This window comes from Mycobacterium sp. NGS18 (assembly GCF_059813185.1).
Map to the genome: position 1 here is coordinate 1 of NZ_JCALEC010000005.1, position 19,580 is coordinate 19,580.

Here is a 19,580-nt window from a genome sequence, read left to right on the forward strand (position 1 = left end):
AACCTTGGGCAGCCGCTCCCGCAGGGCCGTGGCCAGATACATCTGCGAGGACGCCATGCCGTGGCTGATCTGCTCGGCAGCGCCGACCTCGGCGGCGGCGGCATCCCAGTAATCGCAGGACCAGCGCGACCGGTTCACCGCATCGCGGCCGCGGGTGCGCCGCGCGACCAACTCACCGATCGCGGCCAACCGGCGCGCCGAGGCCGCAGCCTCCACCTGAGACCACCCGGCAATGGCCGCCACCAGCAGGTTGTCGTCGGCATCCTCCAACGACTCCGGCCCCGGCAACCCATTATCGAACATGTGTTCGATTGTACCCGAATCGGCCGACATGCGCAGCCGATCTCCGGGCGGCCCGCGCCCGAATTAGAACGTGTTTCAGAAAAGTGCTTCAGCTCGCGACCGATCCTTGTTAGCGTGCCTACGTGATCCTCGACAAATTCCGACTCGATGACTCGGTCGCGGTCGTCACCGGCGCCGGCCGGGGCCTGGGCGCGGCGATCGCGGTCGCCTTCGCCGAAGCCGGCGCCGACGTCGTCATCGCCGCGCGCACCCGAACCCAACTAGAGACCGTCGCCGAACAGATCGAGGGCGCCGGTCGTCGCGCCCATATCGTGGTCGCCGATCTGGCTCACCCCGAGGAGACGGCCAAGCTGGCCGCCGAGGCGGTCGACGCCTTCGGCAGGCTCGACATCGTCGTCAACAACGTCGGCGGCACCATGCCCAACATGCTGCTGACCACCTCGGCCAAAGACCTCAAGGACGCGTTGACCTTCAACGTCGTCACCGCGCACGCCCTGACCAGCGCCGCGGTGCCGCTGATGTTGGAGCACTCCGGCGGCGGCTCGATCATCAACATCACCTCGACGATGGGGCGGCTGGCCGGGCGCGGATTCGCCGCCTACGGCACCGCCAAGGCCGCCCTGGCCCACTACACCCGGCTGGCCGCCATGGATCTGTGCCCCCGTATCCGGGTCAACGGGATCGCCCCCGGGTCGATCCTGACCTCCGCGCTGGATGTGGTGGCGTCCAACGACGAACTGCGCGCACCGATGGAGAAGGTGACCCCGATGCGCCGGCTCGGCGAGCCGGACGACATCGCCGCGGCCGCAGTCTATTTGGCCTCCCCTGCCGGCAGTTACCTCACCGGCAAGGTGCTCGAAGTCGACGGGGGCATCACGTTCCCGAACCTTGATCTGCCCATCCCCGACCTGTAAAGGACACCATGGCCATTCGCGTCGCCCAGATCGGCACCGGCAACGTCGGCGTCCACGCGCTGAAAGCGCTGATCACCAACCCGGAATTCGAGCTGACCGGCGTGTGGGTCTCCTCGGATGCCAAGGCCGGCAAAGACGCCGGAGAACTGGCCGGTCTGGACACGCAGACCGGCATCGCAGCGACCACCGACCTCCAGCAGGTGCTCGATACCAAGCCGCAGTGCGTGGTCTACACCGCGCTGGCCGACAACCGGCTCGGCGAGGCGCTGGAAGACATGCGGCGCATTCTGGACGCCGGTATCAACATCGCCGGCAGCAGCGCGGTGTTCCTGCAGTACCCGTGGCAGGTGCTCCCACCGGAAATGCTGTCGCCGTTGGAGGATGCGGCGCAAAAGGGCAGTTCAACCCTATTTATCAATGGCATCGACCCGGGCTTCGCCAACGATCTGCTGCCGCTGGCATTGGCCGGCACCTGCCAGAGCGTCCAGCAGATCCGCTGCATGGAGATCGTCGACTACGCCACCTATGACAGCGCCGCGGTCATGTTCGACGTCATGGGATTCGGCAAGCCGATGGACGAGATCCCGATGCTGCTGCAGCCCGGCGTGCTGAGCCTGGCCTGGGGTTCGGTGGTGCGCCAGCTCGCGGCCGGATTGGGCATCGAGCTGGACGAGGTGGTGGAGATCTACGAGCGCGAGCCGGCTCCCGAGGACTTCGAGATCTCGGCGGGTCACATCGCCGAAGGCACCGCCGCCGCATTGCATTTCGAGGTGCGCGGCATGCTCGACGGCCAGGTTGCCGTGGTCCTCGAACACGTCACCCGGTTGCGCGACGACCTGTGTCCGGATTGGCCGCAACCGGCCCAGCCCGGCGGGTCCTACCGGGTCGAGGTGACCGGTGAACCGTCGTATGCGCTGGACCTGTGCCTGTCCAGCCCGAACGGCGACCACAATCACGCCGGGCTGGTCGCCACCGCGATGCGGGTGGTCAACGCCATTCCCGCGGTGGTGGCCGCCGAACCGGGCATCCGGACCACCCTGGATCTGCCGCTGGTCACCGGACGGGGGCTCTACGCTCGTCGGTGATGACGCGCACGGGCGAACCGGTACAGAGAAAACCGGGTTGGTATCTGCTCGGGCCTGCATTCGTCGCGGCCATCGCCTACGTCGATCCGGGCAATGTCGCGGCCAACGTCAGCGCCGGCGCGACGTTCGACTACCTGCTGGTCTGGGTGATCGTCGCCGCGAACGTGATGGCCGGCCTGGTGCAGTACCTCTCGGCCAAACTGGGCCTGGTGACCGGGCTGTCACTGCCCGAGGCGGTCGGCATGACAACCCGCCGACCCACCCGGATCGGCTATTGGTTGCAGGCCGAATTGGTCGCGATGGCAACCGATCTCGCCGAAGTGGTGGGCGGCGCCATCGCACTGAAACTGATCTTCGGCCTCCCGTTGATGCTGGGCGGGCTGATCACCGGGGCGGTGTCGATGGCCCTGCTGATCGTCGGTGACCGGCGCGGGCCGCGGGCCTTCGAGCAGGTCTCCACCGGGCTGCTGGCGATCATCGCGATCGGATTCCTGGCCAGCCTGGTGGTCGACCCGCCGCCGGTGACCGACGTCGCCGGCGGCCTGCTGCCACGCTTCGACGGCACCGAGAGCGTGCTGCTGACGACCGCGATCCTGGGCGCCACCGTCATGCCGCACGCGGTCTATCTGCACTCCGGCCTGGCCCGCGACCGGCACGGACGGGCCGAACCCGGCCGAGCGCGGCGACGCCTGCTGCGGGTGACCCGGTGGGATGTCGGCCTGGCGATGCTGGTGGCCGGCGCGGTGAACCTGGCCATGCTGGTGGTGGCGGCCGCGCACCTGTCCGGCCGGGACGGCACCGGTTCGATCGAGGGCGCGCACAACGCGATGCACGACGCGCTGGGGCCGACCATCGCACTGTTCTTCGCGGTGGGCCTGTTGGCCTCCGGCCTGGCCTCGACCTCGGTGGGCGCCTACGCCGGTGCGATGATCATGCAAGGCCTGCTGCGGGTGTCGGTGCCGTTGTTGTGGCGCCGGCTGATCACGCTGATCCCGGCGCTGGCGATCCTGGCGATCGGGACCGATCCCACCCGGGCACTGGTGCTCTCCCAGGTGGTGCTCTCGTTCGGCATCCCGTTCGCGCTGGTGCCGCTGATCCGGCTGACCGGTGATGCTGCGCTGATGGGCGCCGACGCCAACCGCCGGCTGACCTCGGTACTGGGCTGGACCGTCACGGTGGTGATCGGTCTGCTCAACGCGGCGCTGATCTACCTGACCGTGACCGGAACCGGCTGAGCGTCAGGAACTCAGGACGCTCTCGCGCGCCTTGGCCTTCTCCTCGTAGTGCGTGGCCCGCTCGTCGACCATCTTGAGGAACCCGTCGATCTGTTCGCGGGCCTGCTCACCCTCGGGGCCGAAGCCGTCGCGCTCGAAGACCTTCCAGAACCGCAGCACCGGCTGCACCACGTCGTCGTGGTGGATGCGCAGGTCGTAGATGCCGGCCTTGGCAATCAGCAGGGCGTTCTCCTGGAAGCCGGGCATGTTCATGCCGGGCATCGAGAAGCCGAGCACCTCGTCGCGGATGGCGCACATGGCCTCATCCGGCGCGATGTCCAGGGCCGCGTCCATCAGGTTGCGGTAGAACACCATGTGCAGGTTCTCGTCCAGCGCGACGCGGGCCAGCAACTGGTCGGCGATCGGGCAACCCGAGGCCTTGCCGGTGTTGCGGTGCGACACCCGGGTGGCGAGTTCCTGGAACGACACATAGGCCAACGCCTGCAGCGGAGTCTTGTCGCCGGAGTCGTACCCGGCGATGGTGTGCTGCATCCGCATGTTCTCGAGGTTCACCGGGTCGATGCCCCGGGTGACGACGAGGTAGTCGCGCAGCGCGATGCTGTGGCGGCCCTCTTCGGCGGTCCACTGCCCGACCCAGGAGCCCCAGGCGCCGTCCCGGCCGAAGCGGGTGGCGATCTCCCGGTGGTAGGACGGCAGGTTGTCCTCGGTCAGCAGGTTGACCAGCAGCGCGGCCTTGGCGACCGGGTCCAGCGGCGAGTCTTCGGGAACCCAGTCCTCGCCCCCGAGGAAGGCGAAGTCGCGCCCCTTGCTCCACGGCACATAGTCGTGGGGCAGCCATGGCTTGGCGGCCTTGAGGTGACGGTTGAGGTTTTGCTCGACAATCGGCTCCAGCTCGTGCAACAGCGCTGTCTGGGCGTTAGTCATGTTTGCTCCATCACGTTTTCGGCATATGGGCAGTCGCTTGGCCCCCCGACCAAACCTACGGTACCGTAGGTTTCTCCCCACGGTAGGCACGGGGCTCGGCCGCTGTCAACCGCAAGCGCTAGGTCGAGGTGCGGCTCTCGGACTGCCGTTTGAGCCCGTCGGCCTCCATATCGACATAGCGCCGGATACGTCCGCCGGCGAGCAACCGCGCCAGCCAGGCCATCGGACCGGTCAGCGTGAAGGTCAGCACCGCTTGGACGCCGGACTCGGCCGGAGCGATCTCGTGGTAGCCGGTGAACCGGATCCCGGCCGCCGATGCCATCCAGGTGAAGGACCGCTCGTCGGCCAGCTCGGTGACGGTCCAGACCATCGGCCGGCCGGTGGGTTGCCGGACACGCGCGGTGGACCCGACGCGCAGCGGGCCGGAGTCCAGGCGAGTGATCTCGCGCATCGACGGCGTCCAGTCCGGCCAGTGCTCGACGTCGGACAGGACCGCCCATACGTCGGCGGGGCGGGCGGCGATGGGATCGGTGCGGGTGTAGCGCACTGCCGTACTCCTTTCGCTCACCGGCACGCTACCCAGAATCGGTGAGCAATTGGCCGAGATGGCCCAGTGCCCGGGGGTATTCGGGTTCGGCCGGCGTGCCGTAACCCACTACGATCCCGTCGGCTTTCGGCGGCCCGTGCCAGAACGGCGCCAGACCGGTCAGGGCGATCTCTCGCTGCTGCGCGGCGGCCAGGAGGTCGGCCTCCGACCGGCCCTCTGGCAGCAAGAGCACCGCGTGCAGACCGGCTGCGATCCCCTGGAGGGGCACCCTTGGGGCCACGCGGGCGACCACGGCGGCCAGCGCGTCCCGGCGCTGTCGATAGCGTCGCCGCATCCGCCGGATATGACGGTCCAGCGCCCCGGATTCGATCAGTTCGGCCAGTGCCAGCTGGGCCAGGATGTCGGTGCCGCGGTCGGCGCGGCGCTTGGCCTCGACCACGGCGTCGACCAGATCGGCCGGCAGGGCCAACCAGCCCAGCCGCAGGCCGGGAGCCAGACTCTTGCTGGCGCTGCCGGCGTAGACGACCCGCTCGGGGGCAAGCCCCTGCAGCGCACCGACCGGATGGCGGTCGTAGCGGAACTCGCCGTCGTAGTCGTCCTCGATGATGTAGGCCCCGTGCGCGGCGGCAAGCCGGACGAATTCGGCGCGCCGGTCGGCCGACAGCGTGGCGCCCCACGGGGCCTGGTGGGCCGGGGTGAGCAGCACGGCGGCGATCGATGCGGCGGCGAATCCGGCCGGCCGTGCCCCATCGCTGTCGACGTCGAGGGAAACGATGTCGAGTCCGCTTGCGGTGATGGTCGCGCGGTGATCGGGCAGGCCGGGATTCTCGACCGCGATCGACCGCCCGCCGGCTCCGGCGAGCGCGTCGCACACCAGCCGTAATCCCTGGGTGAATCCGCTGCAGACGACGATCCGCTCGGGGGCGGTCAGCACCCCGCGGGCCCGGCCCAGGTAGCCGGCCAGCTCGGTGCGCAGGCGCGGTGCACCCCGCGGGTCGAGCGGTCCGAGCTCGGCATGCGGCGTGACGTGCAGGGCTCGCCGCAGCGCCCGCAGCCACTCGGCACGGGGAAACATGCTCAGGTCGGGGCGCCCGAGCCGGAAATCCGCCACCACCCGAGACGGGGCGGGCAGCGTCCCCGCCCCCGGCGATATCCCCGGGCCCCGCGCGACCTCGGTGACCGCCCCCTGCCGGCTCCGCAGGTAGCCCTCGGCGGCCAGTTGGGTGTACGCCTCGACGACCGTTCCGCGCGCCAGGCCGAGCTGGCCGGCCAGGGCTCGCGACGACGGTAGACGCTCACCCGGCGCCAGCCGGTTGTCCCGGATGGCCTCGCGCAGCGCGTGTTCCAGAGCGATGCGGCGGCCACGCCCGGGCGGAAGCTCCAGGTGCAGGTCCACCCCGGAACTGGTCCATGAATCCGGCACGGAATTGGACCTTACTCGCAGACCACTGGGGCCATAGCGTTGTCCGGGTGACCGCTCCTGCCCCGCTGACCGAACGGCGCCTGAATCGGACGGCGAGTTTGACCGCGCAGATCAACGCCGCCCAGCGAGCCGCGGAGTCCATGCGGCCACCGCAGCGGCGCCTGCTCGACGATCCCTGGTCCCGGCAGTTCGTCGGCCATCCCGCGCTGCGGGTGCTGCTGGCGAATCGGTGGCTTGCCGATGCGGCACTGCGGGCCTTCGACCGGCATTGGGGCGGGTTGCACGCACATATCGTGCTGCGGGCCCGCTTCGCCGACGACGTCTGCGCGGCCGCCCTGCGCGACGGGATCGACCAACTGGTGCTGCTCGGTGCCGGCTACGACCCGACCAGCCTGCGCCACGCGCGCGCCGCGCTGACGATCTTCGAAGTCGACGCGCCGACCACCCAGGCCGGCAAGCGGGCGACGACCGAGCGACTGCTCCCGGCACCGCGCGCCGGCCACATCGTCTGGGTGCCGTGCGATCTGGAACGGGACACGCTGCGAGATCGCCTGATGGCCAAGGGGTTCGACCCGCAACGACGCAGCCTCGTCATCTGGCTCGGGGTCAGCATGTACCTCACCGCCGACGCGATCGACGCGACCCTGGCCGACCTGGCGGCACTGTGCGCGCCGGGCAGCCGGCTCGTCGCCGATTTCGTCGAGCCCGCGGCCGTCACCGGGGACAGTCGGTGGGCCAGTGCACGACGGATCGCCCGAGTCGTCGCCCGGCGCGGCGAGCCCTACCGCAGCGGGTTCACCGCACCCGAGTTGTCCGCGCTGCTCGCCGAGTATGGCTTCCGCAGCCGCGACCAGGCCGGTGTCGCCGAACTGCTGAACCGCTACGACCCGGCTCATGCCAGCGGGCTGGCCGGCGATGACTGGCTGGGCATCGTCTGCGCCGAAAGGACGAACGGATGACCGAGGTCGCCACTTCCTTCGTCGAACGCTTCCAAGAGGTGTGGTCCGCTCCGAGCGTCGAGCACCTGGATGCGCTGACAAACCCCGACGTCTGCTACGTCCAGCCGTTGCTCCCCGACGTGCGGGGCCGGCAAGCCGCCACCGCCTACTGGGGGCGCGTTTTCACATTGATCCCGGATCTGCACATCGAGGTGGTCAACTCGGCGGTGTCGGCTGACGACATGGTCTACATCGAGTTCCGGATCATGGGCACGTTCGGCGGCCGGACCGTGACGTGGCCGGCCGTCGACCGCTACGAACTCGACGAGCTCGGCCGGGTGCGGCGCCGCATTCTGTATTGCGATTCGGCGCAGCTGGTGTCGGCCGTGTTGCGGCCGCGCGGACTGCTCGCGCTGTTGCGGGCCGGGTTTCGGCTGGGCATCGCGGCGGTGCGCTCGGGGTGGACCCGCCGGTGACCGGTGCCATCGGGCGGCGGCCCGTCGACGCCGCCGCGTTCGTCGAGTTCGTGCAGGACACGACCAACGATTACCGGCCCGAGGTGATCTATGAGCTCTATGCCGCTGACGCGCGGCTGGTGATGATCTCCGACGGTGCCCGCGAGGAATCGGTTGGCGTGCAGGCGATTCACACCGCGTGGGCGCGCTCGTGCGCGGTGTTCGAGGCGCGCCGGTTCCGGCTGTCCAAGCGATTGGTCGCCACCACCGAGGACACCATCGTCAACGAGTGGTGGGGCGGCCCGGATGGCCGGCGCGACGGTTGCGGTATCGAAATCTGGCGGTTCGACGCGCACACGAAGGTGCGCGACGTGCATATCTACAGCTTCTTGAACGTGCGCTCCGCCCGGCATCCGCTGCAGATCCTGCAACTGCTCCTGGGCTCACCCGGGATGGTGCTCGCATTCGGGCGTGCCTCGCTGCGCCGGCACACAAGTCGCTGAGCGACAGCGGATACGGTTATGCCCATGACCGATCTGTCAGGCAAAGTCGTATTGGTGACCGGCGCTTCGTCGGGCCTGGGGGCGGCGACGGCCCAGCTGTTCGCCCGGCGCGGAGCATCGGTGTTCGGGGTGGCCCGCGACGCCGAACGGCTGGCAACGGTGTTCGCCGACGTGCCCGGCGGGCAGTACGCCCCCACCGACATCAGCACGGCGGCGGCCTGCACGGCGGCGGTTGCGCAGTGCGTCGAGCAGTTCGGCCGACTCGATGTCCTGGTCAACGTCGCCGGCGCCCACCAGATGCGCCACACCCTGGCCGTCACCGACGACGAGTGGGCTCACGACCTGGCGGTCAACCTCAACGGGCCGTTCTTCCTGTGCCGCGCGGCGCTGCCGCACCTGCTGGAAACCGCCGGCAACATCGTCAACGTCGCCTCGATCGCCGGGGTGGAAGGCCAGGCGTACTCGGCCGGCTATTGCGCGGCCAAGCACGGCCTGGTCGGGCTCACCCGCGCAATGGCCGTCGAGTTCACCGCGGAGAAGCTGCGGGTCAACGCAGTGTGTCCGGGCGGGATGCTGACACCGCAGGTGACGAACTTTCAGCTGCCCGAAGGCGCCGACGTCGACCTGATCATGCGGGTGGCCTCGCCGCGCGGGATGAGCGCGCCCGAGGACGTCGCCCAGGTGATCGCCTTTCTGGCCAGCGACGCCGCGGCCGCGGTGCACGGCGCGGTGTATATGACCGACAACGGGAAGACGGCCGGGTAGCGCAGGGCTATGGAGCCGACACTGGGCCCCACGGCGACACGTCCCACCCTGCCGGAGGGTTACGGGTTGCCGACTTCGACCGAGGGCTTATTGAGCTGGCCGGAAGTCGAACAGCAACTGACTGCGTCGCAGCACTATTGGTTGACGACGGTGCGCCCGGACGGCACCCCGCACTCCGTACCGCGGTGGGGCGTGTGGCTTGACGGCCGGTTCTACTACGACGGTGCGCCAACCACCCGGCACGTTCGCAACCTCCAGGACAACCCGGCTTGCACCCTGACGCTGGAAAGCGGTACGCAGGTGGTGATCGTCGAGGGCGTCTCCACCGCGACGTCGGCAGACCCGGAGGACCTCGGTGCCCGATTGGCGACCGCGTTTGAGAAATACCACCCGCAGTACGCTCCGGGCCCCGATGCCTGGGCGGGACCCGACGGCGGCGGGTTGCGCATGATCGCCCCCCGACGGGCCCTGGCCTGGTTCGCCTTCCCCACCGACTGCACCCGGTTCGTCTTCTCCGCTCCCGCACCCTGACTGCGCCGGGCGCTCAGCGCAGCGGCAGGCCCGTCAGCGCCCGCGCGATGACCAGCCGCTGGATCTCACTGGTGCCCTCGAAGATGGTGAAGATCTTGGCGTCGCGGTGCATCCGCTCGACCGGGTAGTCGCGGGTGTAGCCGTTGCCGCCGAGGATCTGGATCGCCTCGTCGGTGACATAGACCGCGGTCTCGCTGGCGAACAGTTTGGCCATCGAGCCCTCGGCGTTGTCGAAGGCCTTGTTGTTGCGTCCCATCCAGCCGGCCCGCCAGACCATCAACCGTGCCGCGTCGATGCGGCTTTTCATGTCGGCGAGCTTGAACGCGACGGCTTGGAACTCACCGATCTTGCGGCCGAACTGCTCACGCTGGCAGGCGTATTCGAGGGCGTATTCGTAGGCGGCGCGCGCCACCCCGACGGCCATCGCGCCGACGGTCGGGCGGGTGCGTTCAAAGGTCTTCATCGCGGCCTGCCCGCCCGCAGACGCACCGGATTTGACGCGGGCGACGCGGTCCTCGAACTTCTCCCGACCGCCCAGGATCATGTCCTCGGGCAGGCGGACGTTGTCCAGCACGATCTCGGCGGTGTGCGAGGCCCGGATGCCGTGCTTCTTGAACTTCTGGCCCTGGGCCAGGCCGGCGGTACCGGGCGGGATGACGAACGTGGCCTGGCCGCGCGAGCCGAGCTCGGGATAGACCGACGCGACCACGATGTGCACATTGGCGATGCCGCCGTTGGTGGCCCAGGTCTTGGTGCCGTTGAGCACCCATTCGCGGGTGGCCTCGTCGTAGCGGGCGCGGGTCCGGATCGCGCCGACATCCGAGCCGGCGTCGGGTTCGGATGAGCAGAACGCGCCGACCTTGGGGTCGTCGGCGGTGCCGAACATCTCGGGCAGCCATTGGCCCAGCTGTTCGGGAGTTCCGTTGCCGGCCAGGGCGGCTGCCGCCAAACCGGTGCCGAGGATGGACAGCGCGATGCCGGCATCACCCCAGAACAGCTCCTCGAACACCGTCAGCATGCCGATCCCGCTCGGTTCGGCGGCCTGGGTGGCGAACAGCTCGGGTGAGTACAGGCCGACTTTGGCCGCCTCGGCGATGACCGGCCACGGCGTCTCCTCGCGTTCGTCCCATTCGGCGGCGGCCGGGCGGACGACCTCAGCGGCGAACTGATGCACCCAGTCGCGCACCTCGATCACGTCATCACTGAGCTCTATCGAGAACGCCATGGTTTCTCCTGGGAATCGGTGGGCGGCGGCCATTGCTCACAGCCGGTTCGATTGTGGCACCACGTCCCCACCGCGCCGGCGCCGGTGTAGCATTCCGATAGGCGATGAAGCTCGCCTTTGACCGCCGAACCCGGCTAATAGCTTCTACCCCGATTTGTTCGTGGTGGAAGGCGGTGCCGGATGGATTTCGGTGCGTTGCCCCCGGAAATCAATTCCGGGCGAATGTATCTCGGGCCCGGCTCGGCCCCACTGACAGTCGCCGCAGCGGCCTGGGATGCGCTTTCCAGCGAATTGACCACGGCCGCAAGCGGATATGCGTTTATTGTTTCCGATCTGGCCGCGAACTCCTGGCTGGGCCCGTCTTCGGCGGCCATGACGTCGGCGGTGACACCGTTCGTCGCATGGCTGAACGAAACGGCGGGTTAGGCCCAGATGGCTTGGGCGGCAAGGCCTCCGGCGTAGTAGGCGCCCAGCCCGCAGATCAGCGTGAGCACCAGGTTGGCCACCGCGTAGAGCCGGGCGCCGGCGCCGGCCAGCTGCAGCGTTTCGTAGGAGAAGGTCGAATAGGTGGTCAGCGCCCCGCACAAGCCGGTGCCGACCAGCAGGTGCATTCGCTCGTCACCGGCACTCACCGCGCCGGTGAGGGCCCCCAGGATCAGGCTGCCCAGCACATTGGCGACCAACGTGCCCCACGCAAACGTGGTGTTGTGCCGGGCCTGGACGAATCGATCGGTCAGGTACCGCAGTGGTGCCCCCACCGCGGCGCCGGCGATCACCAGCAACCAGTTCACTGGCCCTCGGCGGTTCGACCCACGTGCCGGACGACCTCGACCTCGTCGAGGAGGATCAATCCCTCGGTGACCAATTCGTCCAGTTCCGGTAGGAAGGCGCGGATCCGCTCGGCGGTGTCGACGATGATGACCGAGACCGGGAGGTCCTCCGACAGCGACAGCAGCCGGGTGGTGTGGATGGCCGAGGACGCACCGTAGCCCTCGATGCCGCGGAACACCGTGGCACCGGCCAGACCGGCGCGGCGCGCCCGGTGCACGATCTCACTGAAAAGCGGCTTGCGATGCCAGGTGTCGCTCTCTCCGACGAACACCGTCAGGCGCAGGGCTGGTCCGGTCAGCTGGGTCATGATGTCCTCCTGACGATCAGGCGTCGGATGAGGGCCGCGGCGGTCCAGGTGGTGACCAGCACCAGCACCGGCGTGGTGAGTAGATAGAGCAATGCTGTGGCCAGATGACCGGCGGCAGCGAGGGTGTCGACGTCGCCGGCGAACGTGGAGAACGTCGTGTAGCCGCCCAGCACGCCGGTGCCCAGCAGCGGGCGCAGCAGCCGGTGGCCGACCCACAGTTCGGTGATCGCCACCATCAACGCCCCCATCAGCGCGCAGCCGCTGACATTGACAACCATGGTGGCCCAAGGGAAACCGCCGGACGGGGTGGGCCAGGCCAGTTCGATGCCGTAGCGAGCACATGCCCCGATGGCGCCGCCGAGCGCGACGACCGCGACCACGGGCGCCTGCTCGCGCACCGCATGGGTCCGCCGGCGCCGAACGAACAGCTCAGGGCCGGCGGTCACGTCGGATCCGGATATCGGCATTGCGCAGAAAGTCTAGGCCGAACCGCCGTGTTCATGCGGCGGTCCCAGCTTCGCCTCTCCTCCGTCGAGCCTCGCTGAACCGCCGTGCTCATGCGGCGGTCCCAGCTTCGCCTCTCCTCCGTCGAGCCTCGCTGAACCGCCGTGCCCCGCGGCTTCGCGCTTGATCTGCTCGAATTGCGCACCCATGGCCTCGGCCAGCGCGGTGGCCGCCGACAGCGGCCGCACCATCACCATCAGGTCCTCGATCTTGCCGTCCGCGTCGAGATGCAGGAAGTCGCATCCGGTGAGCCGCCTACCGGCCACCGTGGCCTCGAACACCAGGGCATGGTCTTGCCCGGCAGGATCGGCGATCTCGCGGACGTAGCGGAAGTCCTCGAAGACCCGCATCACAGCGCGCAAGATCGCCGCGGTGATCGGCTTACCCAGGTAGGGGGCGAAGGCGACCGGGCTGGTGAACACGACATCGTCGGATAGCAGCGCCTCGATGGCCGCGGCGTCGCGGGCATCGACGGCTTGCCGGAAAGGGTGCATACGGCGCCTCCGGTGAGTTTTATACGGTGGCAAACACCCTAGCCGCGTCGACCTCCGGTGCGACCGCTTCCCGGGCTGGTCGCAGCGTTTCCACAATGGCCGTCGGCGGCTCGGTGTCGCCCTCCGGTGCCTCCGGGCGGGGCTTCTCGGCGGGCAACAGGCGCGGCGCCGCGGCGATCGCCAGCACCGCCGCGCCGGTCGATCCCAGGGCCTGCGCCCAGCCCAACGGGCCCACCGGAGCGCAGCCGAGCAGCTGGCTGACACCGGGGATGCTGATCGCCCCCGCGAACGCCGCGAACGAACCCGCGGCGGTGAGCCACACCAATGGGGCGTGCGAATCAACCAGCGTCTGAGCCAGTTCGGTGGAGACCAGCGTGATCAGCGCGACGGTCGCGGCGCGCTGCGGGCGTCCGGTCACCGAGGCCATCGCCCAGGCCGCACTGGCCGCGGCACCGGTGATCGCCCCCCGGACCACGACGGCACGCATCAGCTTGCGCTCGTCGATACCGTGCACCACGCGGCCCGCCGGGCCGGCTGGGGTGCTCACCGCGACGGCGGTCGCCGGCAGCGCGTCGGTCAGCATGTTCATCAGCAGCAGCTGGCGGTTGTTCAGCGGAGAGGTGCCGGCCAGTGCGGTGCCCACCACACCGAAGATCACCTCACCGACGTTGCCGCCGAGCAGGCCGGTCACCGCCAGCTGCACGCCCCGCCACAACCGGCGGCCCTCGTCGATGGCGTCCACCAGCGCACCGATGCGGCCGTCGGTCAACACGATGTCAGCGGTGGCGTGCGCCGAGTCGCTGCCGCGGGCGACGACGCCGAGTCCCACGCTGGCGGCCCGGATCGCCGCCGCGTCGTTGGCACCGTCGCCGACCATGGCACAGACCCGCCCACTGCGTTCGAGGGTCTGCACGACCTGCACCTTGTTCTCCGGGGACATCCGGGCGAAGATCACCCGCTCGGCCACCGCGCGTTCCTGCTCCTTGCGCGACAACGCATTCCATTCCGATCCGGTGATGACCTGATCGGCGGCGACCGGCATTCCCAGTTCCGCGGCGATCGCGGTGGCGGTGACGGGGTGATCACCGGTGATCAACCGAATACTCACGCCGCGCCCGGCCAGGTCGGCGAGCAGTTGCGGCGCCCCGGCGCGCGGGGTGTCGGAGATGCCCAGGAACCCGGTCAGGGTCAACCCGCTCCGGCACAGTTCGGTCAGGGCGTCGGGATCGTCGCGCAACGACCGCAGCTGTGCGGCGGTGAGCCGGCGCCGGGCCACCGCGAGCACCCGCAGCCCACCGGCGGCCAGTTCGGCGACCGGGTCGCCGGCATCCGGGCCAAGACCCGTGCAGGCTGCCAGCACCACCTCCGGGGCGCCCTTGACCACCAGTTCGGCGCCCGACACCGACGCCGAGAAGGCCCGGCCGGACCGGAACGGCAGGTGCGCGTCCGGGACGGACCACCGTGGGCCGGCGAGGCCGGCGGCCGCTTCGATGACGGCCTGGTCGGTGGCGTGGGCGTGCAGGGCGTCCTCGCCGGCCGGTGCGGCGTTGGCCGCGCAACGCAGCACGTCGTCGTCGGAGTGCCCCGACACCGGGTGCACCGCGGTGACCCGCAGCCGGTTCTCGCTCAGCGTTCCGGTCTTGTCGAAGCAGACCACCTCGACGCGACCGAGTGCCTCCACCGAGCGCGGAATGCGAACCAGCGCACCGGTATCGGTCAGGCGTTGCGCCGACGCGTGCTGGGCCAGGGTCGCCATCAACGGCATCCCCTCGGGCACCGCGGCCACCGCGACCGCGATCGCGTTGCCCAGGGCCAGGCGAAGGCCGCCGCCGCGCAGCATTCCCAGCACCCCCACCATCAGCCCGCCGGCCGCGCTGGCTGGGAAGGCGCGGCTCATGAGCCGACTGAGCTGGTGCTGCAGGCCCACCACGGGAAGCTGCCCGGAGGCCAGTTCGGCGGCACGGCGCGCCTGGGTGTCGGCGCCGACGGCGGTGACCACGGCGAGCGCGGTGCCCGCGATGACGGTCGTGCCGGCGTAGAGCATGCACCGCCGATCGGCGAGTTCGGCGCCCGGTGTCGCCGCGGTCTGCTTGTCCACCGACAGCGACTCGCCGGTGAGGGAGGATTCGTCGACCTCGAGGTCGGTCGCCTCGATCAGGCGGGCGTCGGCGGGCACGACCTCGTTGCTGCGGACCTCGATCAGGGTGCCGGGCAGCAACCGGTCCGCGTCGATCTCGCCGTAGGTCTTGGTGTCGCCGACGGCGACGGTGCGGGCGGGCGGGGTCTGTTGCGCCAGAAGCTTGTTCAGCCGGTTCTCGGCTTGTAGCTGTTGGGCGGCGGCGAGCATGCAGTTGCCGATCAGCACCGTGCTGACCATCAGCGCGTCGACCGGTGAACCGAGCATGGCGGTGGCCGCCGAGGACAAGGCCAGCACCGGCATCAGCGGATCCGACAGCTCGGCACGCACCGCCTTGACGAACTGCCAGGCGATGTGGGGCGGCTGCGCGGCGAGTTCGTCACCGGCCCCGGTGCGCTGGGGAGCGGACAGGATGTCGCGGACCTCGTCGATCGACATCGCGTGCCATTCATGGGTTTGCGCGGGTCGCGGAACGGGCGTTCGGGCCACGCCGCGGGCCAACAGGAATCCCGAAACCAGTCCGGCGGCCGCCCCCGCGGTGACCGGCCCCGGGCCTCTTCCGCCCCGGACTCCCGGAACCATGAGCACCGCACCGAGCGCGGTAGCGCCGTTGGACAACGAGATGCCACGCTGGGTGGCCGCACGCGCCGCCGGCAGCGCATGCAGCACCCGCCACGCGCCGGCCAGATCCGCCACCAGCAGGTCGGCGGCAAACGGCGGTGCGGCGGCGCTGGAATCGGGCAGGATGCCCACGCCGACATCGGCCGAGGCGAGGGCTTGCGCGCCGCCCGAGGACAGCACCGCAACGGTGCGGCCGGCCTGCTGCAGGCCGGCCAACGCCGCGGCGAGTGCCTCGTCGAATCCCCCGTCGCCGACGGGCGCCACGTCGTCGAACGCCGGCCGCAGCTCGCCCAGGTCGGCAATGTCGAGCGTGACCACCTCCGCCCCGGATGCCCGCGCCTCGGCGAGCAGCGCCGTCGCCAGCGGCTGGCGCACGGTGCCGCTGCAGAGCAGCCGGGGATCGATGAGCACGGCGTCGACCTGGTCGAGCCGGCGCAGGCCGTCCGGGCGCAACGGCAGCGCCGCGTGCTGTTCGACCAACGCCCGGCTCAGGGTCGCCGCGAACGATTCGGTGGTGGTGCGCAGCGCTTTCGGGCCGGCGACCACCGCCGCCGTCGCGGCCACGTTGAAGCTGCGGGAGAAAACGCCCGCCAGGCCGGCGCCGACCAGCTGCACGACCGCCATCCGGTTGCCGTGGCGGTCGGCGGCCCCCTCCGGCAGCGGAACCGGGCGCGACGGCAGATGGACCTCGGCCTGCGCGGCGTGCTCGGCCAGGTACGGCTCGTGGCGGCTCCAGGCCTGCGCCCCGGCGTGGCATTCGGCGGCTTTGATGCCCTGCAGCGCCAGATCCACCGCCAGCGTGGCCGGCGACAGGGTGGCGATCCGCGAGCCCACCGAGATCAATGACAGCACCGTGCCGGCCGGCCCCGCGCCGATCCGCTCGGCAAGGTTGCGGCGCAGCCACGGTTGATAGTTCGCCAACGCAGCTGCGGCGTCGACGGCGACCGGTGCCTGCGGTAGCCGCAGCGCCCACCCGGCCAGCGCGATCGCCAGCCCGGCGGCGTTGACGCCGACCATCACCCCCCGGGCGGCCAGCAGCAGCCCGTCGCCGGGCAAGGCGTGTGGTGGGGAGGCAGCCGGGGACGCGGCACCGCGATGGGTGCGTTCGGCGTCGTCGATCAGGCGGCACAGGTCGTTGAGCGAAAGCGCGTCGTCTTCGAGTTCCACCACCACCCGCGACAACGGGACGTTCAGCCGCGACGACACCACGCCGGGCTGGGCGCCGAGCGCGGCGATCACCTCGCGCCCGAGTTCTGCCCCGCCGGCGCCGGCCAGCCCGCGCACCTCGATCCATGCGCGGTCCGGACCGCGCCAGCAGCGTCGGGTCAGCGTCGCCGTCTCGCCGGACAACAGCCGGCCGGCTTCGCGGACGGTCGCGTCGACGAGGACGGAGGTCGCTTGCAGTCCGAGGGCGACCGGGCGGAGCAGTGACGACGTCCGGATCAATTCGACAGCAACCAATCGTGTGATCTGAGGGTGGGTCGGCGCCCAATTCTGGCGACACTTTGATGATTACGCAACTATGCGAATGTGTCGTTCGCCGAAGCCTGTCGTGGGCGTTGGGACAAAATGAATGCCGCGATGGCAAAACATGAAGAACGGCGACCCGAAACCATGACTTCACCCAGCCGAGCCGAGGGGCCGACCGAGCCCCAACTCGCTTCGGCGGCGAGCACGTTCGGACTGCTGAGCAGCCCCGCGCGCCTACACGTGTTGTGGCTGGCCGCCCAGGGCGACTACGACGTCACCACCCTGGCGGGGCGGGCCGGCATCAACGTCGCCACCATGAGCCAGCACCTGACCAAGCTGCGGCTGGCCGGACTGATCCGCGCCCGACGGGAAGGTCGCCACCACATCTACACCGTCGACGACCCGCACATCTTGACACTGCTGCAGCAGATCTTCGCCCACATCGGCCCGGACGGCAGCCTCGCTCCCGACCCGCCACGGGAGTCATAACCACCGGTGACCCAGGTCACGGACCAAAGTCCCCAGATGCGGTGATCGCCAACACAATTCACCGTTTAACAGCGGACGGTTGGCTAACGTTTGCGGCCATGAAAGACCCTGTACTGGTACTCCCGGCCGTCGCGGCGATCATCGGCCTGCTCATCTTCGGCTTCCTGGCCCTGGAGGTCGTCTTCCACTTGGCCTGACCGGGTCAGGCGCGCACTAACCTGCGCGCCACACCCGCACCGCCGCGACGATCATCGGGATCTGCAGCGGCAGACGCGCGATCATCGCAGCCCGCAGCGCAGGCTTAGCCCAGAACAACCGGACGCAGTTGACGTTCGCCGGGAACACCGCCAGGAACAAGACGGCCGCCGCGAGCCCCGCTCCCCGGCGGGTACGCGGCGACAACAGCAGCGCCCCGATCACCACTTCCGCCAGCCCGGACCCGTGGGTGTAGATCCGCCGGTTGCCCGGCAGTTCGGCCGGAATGATCGCGTCGAACGGCTTTGGCAAGACGAAATGCGCGGCACCCATGCCGAGCAGCATCCCGGCCAGTCCACGAGCAGGGGTCATGGTGCGATGGTATCCAGCGCCTCGCCGCCGAACAGCACCGCGGCCATCACGGTGTTGACTCGTAAGCGTTGCTCGGCGGTGTCATCGAAGTTAACCAGGCGTCCCAGATCGACGACGAGGGCGAGCGCGGCGTGGACCCGGAAGACCGCTTCGGTCTCGGCCGCCCCGATCTGACGGAGCAGGTGCGCCCATTCGTTGACGTTCTGCCGCTGCAACCCGCGCAGATGAACCCGGTCGGGTTCGGGCAGGTTGGCGAACTCGGCGAAATAGATGTTGATCAGGTCCGGCGCGGCGAACGACAGCGCGGTATAGCGTTCGGCGATGCGGGTGGCCGCCTCGCGTGGGTCGCTCGACTCGGCAAGAGCGTCGGTGATGATCAGTAACACCCGGTCACCGGCGCGCTGGAACGCGGCGGCGAGCAGCGCGGCCTTGCTCGGGTAGTAGCGGTACGCGCTGGAGCCGTTGAGGCCGGCGGCACTGCCGATCTCGTCGATACTGGCTTCATAGAAGCCGCGCTGCCCGAACACCCGAATGGCTTCGGCGAGCAACCGTTCCCGTTTGGAGGTACTCGGCAAGCCACGCTCGGTCTGCCGCCGCGCGGCCGGAGCCGGCGCCGGCGGCAACTCGGTGGTCAGCACCGACCAGCACAGTTCGGCGAGCAGCGAAGAAAGTGCCGAAGCGGCCAACCGGGTGCGGTGCGCCGAGATGCTGCCGATGACGCTCAGCGCCGCGGCCGCCAGCATCGCGGTGTCGGCCTCGGACAGGCCCGGCCGCAGCAGCGCCAACGGTTCGGCGACCGCGGCGTTCAGCGCGTCATAGCTGGCGCGGATGTGCTTGCGGTCCATCGGTTGCAGGTAGCGCCGCTCCCAGCGGTAGAACGCGCCCTCGCGTCGCATGCCGATGGTGGTCTCGATCAGCGCGTCGACGATCGCGCGCAACCGCTCCTGCGGCGGCCGGGCCGGGTCGTCGGCGCCGCGCGCTGCGGACACCAGCGTCTGCGCGGCGTATTCGGCGGTGGCGACCAGCAGCGCGTATTTGTTGGCGAAATGCCGGTAGAGGGCCGGCCCGGAGATGCCGACGTCGGCGGCGATCTCATCGACGCCGACCGCGTGATAGCCGCGGTCGCTGAAGGCGCGCGCCGCGGCCCGCACGATCTGGATCTTGCGGTCTTTGGGGCGACGCCGCACCGAGGTGGTGGTCGTGGATTCGCCGCCCAGACCCACTGACGACACTGTTCACCCCCCGTTGTTGACAGTTCGGACCGACGCCCATAAGTTAACCATAGTTTACATTTCACACCACTGAAGGAAGC

20 protein-coding genes, 2 pseudogenes and 1 riboswitch are annotated in these 19,580 nt (G+C 69.7%); of the genes and pseudogenes, 10 read left to right on the plus strand and 12 right to left on the minus strand.

Annotated elements, in window-relative coordinates; genetic code table 11:
* Window positions 1-303, minus strand: a 303-nt coding sequence (locus AC5Y31_RS11235) for a DUF222 domain-containing protein (RefSeq protein WP_499980378.1), incomplete at its 3' end; no start/stop codon positions are given.
* Between the two features lie 122 nt (window positions 304-425).
* On the opposite strand from AC5Y31_RS11235, the gene AC5Y31_RS11240 reads away from it, so the two are divergent.
* The 3 genes from AC5Y31_RS11240 to AC5Y31_RS11250 are packed head-to-tail and all read left to right on the plus strand — an operon-like array spanning window position 426 to window position 3,537.
* Window positions 426-1,217 carry an SDR family oxidoreductase gene (locus AC5Y31_RS11240; RefSeq protein ID WP_499980382.1) on the plus strand — a complete coding sequence of 264 codons (792 nt, stop codon included), beginning with the start codon at window positions 426-428 and terminating at the stop codon, window positions 1,215-1,217.
* Between the two features lie 8 nt (window positions 1,218-1,225).
* On the plus strand, window positions 1,226-2,302 hold the full coding sequence (locus tag AC5Y31_RS11245) for an NAD(P)H-dependent amine dehydrogenase family protein (protein ID WP_499980384.1): 1,077 nt from the start codon (window positions 1,226-1,228) through the stop codon (window positions 2,300-2,302).
* Window positions 2,302-3,537 (plus strand): Nramp family divalent metal transporter, encoded by a 1,236-nt coding sequence (locus tag AC5Y31_RS11250; protein ID WP_499980386.1) that lies wholly within the window; start codon window positions 2,302-2,304, stop codon window positions 3,535-3,537. Before AC5Y31_RS11245 ends, AC5Y31_RS11250 begins: the two co-directional genes overlap by 1 nt.
* 3 nt (window positions 3,538-3,540) lie before the next feature.
* On the opposite strand, the gene AC5Y31_RS11255 is transcribed toward AC5Y31_RS11250, so the two are convergent.
* From AC5Y31_RS11255 to pdxR, 3 genes are all read right to left on the minus strand, one after another.
* Window positions 3,541-4,461: an acyl-ACP desaturase gene (locus AC5Y31_RS11255; RefSeq protein WP_499980388.1), complete on the minus strand. Its 921-nt coding sequence runs from the start codon at window positions 4,459-4,461 to the stop codon at window positions 3,541-3,543.
* Window positions 4,462-4,579: 118 nt separating this feature from the next.
* Window positions 4,580-5,008, minus strand: a complete 429-nt coding sequence (locus AC5Y31_RS11260; protein ID WP_499980390.1) for an SRPBCC family protein — start codon at window positions 5,006-5,008, stop codon at window positions 4,580-4,582.
* 28 nt (window positions 5,009-5,036) lie between these two features.
* Entirely contained in the window at window positions 5,037-6,404 is a 1,368-nt protein-coding gene (gene pdxR, locus AC5Y31_RS11265) for a MocR-like pyridoxine biosynthesis transcription factor PdxR (protein WP_499980781.1), read from the minus strand.
* A gap of 92 nt (window positions 6,405-6,496) precedes the next feature.
* On the opposite strand from pdxR, the gene AC5Y31_RS11270 reads away from it, so the two are divergent.
* From AC5Y31_RS11270 to AC5Y31_RS11290, 5 genes are read left to right on the plus strand one after another with little or no spacing between them, the layout of a single operon-like run.
* Complete coding sequence (locus AC5Y31_RS11270; protein ID WP_499980783.1) at window positions 6,497-7,390, plus strand: class I SAM-dependent methyltransferase; 894 nt, start codon at window positions 6,497-6,499, stop codon at window positions 7,388-7,390.
* Window positions 7,387-7,845, plus strand: coding sequence for a nuclear transport factor 2 family protein (locus tag AC5Y31_RS11275; protein WP_499980392.1), 459 nt, complete (start codon window positions 7,387-7,389; stop codon window positions 7,843-7,845). Before AC5Y31_RS11270 ends, AC5Y31_RS11275 begins: the two co-directional genes overlap by 4 nt.
* A complete protein-coding gene (locus AC5Y31_RS11280) occupies window positions 7,830-8,327 on the plus strand; it encodes a hypothetical protein (protein WP_499980397.1) in 498 nt (165 codons plus the stop codon). Before AC5Y31_RS11275 ends, AC5Y31_RS11280 begins: the two co-directional genes overlap by 16 nt.
* Window positions 8,328-8,351: 24 nt before the next feature.
* Window positions 8,352-9,092, plus strand: coding sequence for an SDR family NAD(P)-dependent oxidoreductase (locus tag AC5Y31_RS11285; RefSeq protein ID WP_499980401.1), 741 nt, complete (start codon window positions 8,352-8,354; stop codon window positions 9,090-9,092).
* A 9-nt stretch (window positions 9,093-9,101) separates the two neighbouring features.
* A complete protein-coding gene (locus AC5Y31_RS11290; protein ID WP_499980403.1) occupies window positions 9,102-9,623 on the plus strand; it encodes a pyridoxamine 5'-phosphate oxidase family protein in 522 nt (173 codons plus the stop codon).
* Window positions 9,624-9,636: 13 nt separating this feature from the next.
* On the opposite strand, the gene AC5Y31_RS11295 is transcribed toward AC5Y31_RS11290, so the two are convergent.
* Window positions 9,637-10,848, minus strand: coding sequence for an acyl-CoA dehydrogenase family protein (locus tag AC5Y31_RS11295; RefSeq protein ID WP_499980404.1), 1,212 nt, complete (start codon window positions 10,846-10,848; stop codon window positions 9,637-9,639).
* 91 nt (window positions 10,849-10,939) lie between these two features.
* A riboswitch (Fluoride riboswitch) is annotated at window positions 10,940-11,002 on the plus strand.
* A 26-nt stretch (window positions 11,003-11,028) separates the two neighbouring features.
* On the opposite strand from AC5Y31_RS11295, the pseudogene AC5Y31_RS11300 reads away from it, so the two are divergent.
* Window positions 11,029-11,271: pseudogene (locus AC5Y31_RS11300) on the plus strand (PPE family protein); the annotation flags it as partial.
* Here AC5Y31_RS11300 and AC5Y31_RS11305 read toward each other — a convergent pair.
* From AC5Y31_RS11305 to AC5Y31_RS11325, 5 genes and pseudogenes are all read right to left on the minus strand, one after another.
* Entirely contained in the window at window positions 11,271-11,639 is a 369-nt protein-coding gene (locus tag AC5Y31_RS11305; RefSeq protein ID WP_499980405.1) for a fluoride efflux transporter FluC, read from the minus strand. The pseudogene AC5Y31_RS11300 and the gene AC5Y31_RS11305 sit on opposite strands and share 1 nt — an antisense overlap.
* Window positions 11,636-11,986: a DUF190 domain-containing protein gene (locus tag AC5Y31_RS11310; protein ID WP_301631259.1), complete on the minus strand. Its 351-nt coding sequence runs from the start codon at window positions 11,984-11,986 to the stop codon at window positions 11,636-11,638. Before AC5Y31_RS11310 ends, AC5Y31_RS11305 begins: the two co-directional genes overlap by 4 nt.
* Window positions 11,983-12,453, minus strand: a complete 471-nt coding sequence (locus AC5Y31_RS11315) for a fluoride efflux transporter FluC (protein WP_499980408.1) — start codon at window positions 12,451-12,453, stop codon at window positions 11,983-11,985. Before AC5Y31_RS11315 ends, AC5Y31_RS11310 begins: the two co-directional genes overlap by 4 nt.
* A gap of 150 nt (window positions 12,454-12,603) precedes the next feature.
* A pseudogene (locus tag AC5Y31_RS11320) lies at window positions 12,604-12,984 on the minus strand (nuclear transport factor 2 family protein); the annotation flags it as partial.
* Between the two features lie 19 nt (window positions 12,985-13,003).
* Window positions 13,004-17,203: an HAD-IC family P-type ATPase gene (locus AC5Y31_RS11325; protein ID WP_499980410.1), complete on the minus strand. Its 4,200-nt coding sequence runs from the start codon at window positions 17,201-17,203 to the stop codon at window positions 13,004-13,006.
* Between the two features lie 153 nt (window positions 17,204-17,356).
* On the opposite strand from AC5Y31_RS11325, the gene AC5Y31_RS11330 reads away from it, so the two are divergent.
* Window positions 17,357-17,701 carry an ArsR/SmtB family transcription factor gene (locus tag AC5Y31_RS11330; protein WP_064855043.1) on the plus strand — a complete coding sequence of 115 codons (345 nt, stop codon included), beginning with the start codon at window positions 17,357-17,359 and terminating at the stop codon, window positions 17,699-17,701.
* A 213-nt stretch (window positions 17,702-17,914) separates the two neighbouring features.
* On the opposite strand, the gene AC5Y31_RS11335 is transcribed toward AC5Y31_RS11330, so the two are convergent.
* Window positions 17,915-18,268: a DoxX family protein gene (locus AC5Y31_RS11335; protein ID WP_499980413.1), complete on the minus strand. Its 354-nt coding sequence runs from the start codon at window positions 18,266-18,268 to the stop codon at window positions 17,915-17,917.
* Window positions 18,265-19,500, minus strand: a complete 1,236-nt coding sequence (locus AC5Y31_RS11340; RefSeq protein ID WP_499980414.1) for a TetR/AcrR family transcriptional regulator — start codon at window positions 19,498-19,500, stop codon at window positions 18,265-18,267. The genes AC5Y31_RS11335 and AC5Y31_RS11340 overlap by 4 nt, the downstream gene beginning before the upstream one ends.
* Between the last annotated feature and the right edge of the window lie 80 nt (window positions 19,501-19,580).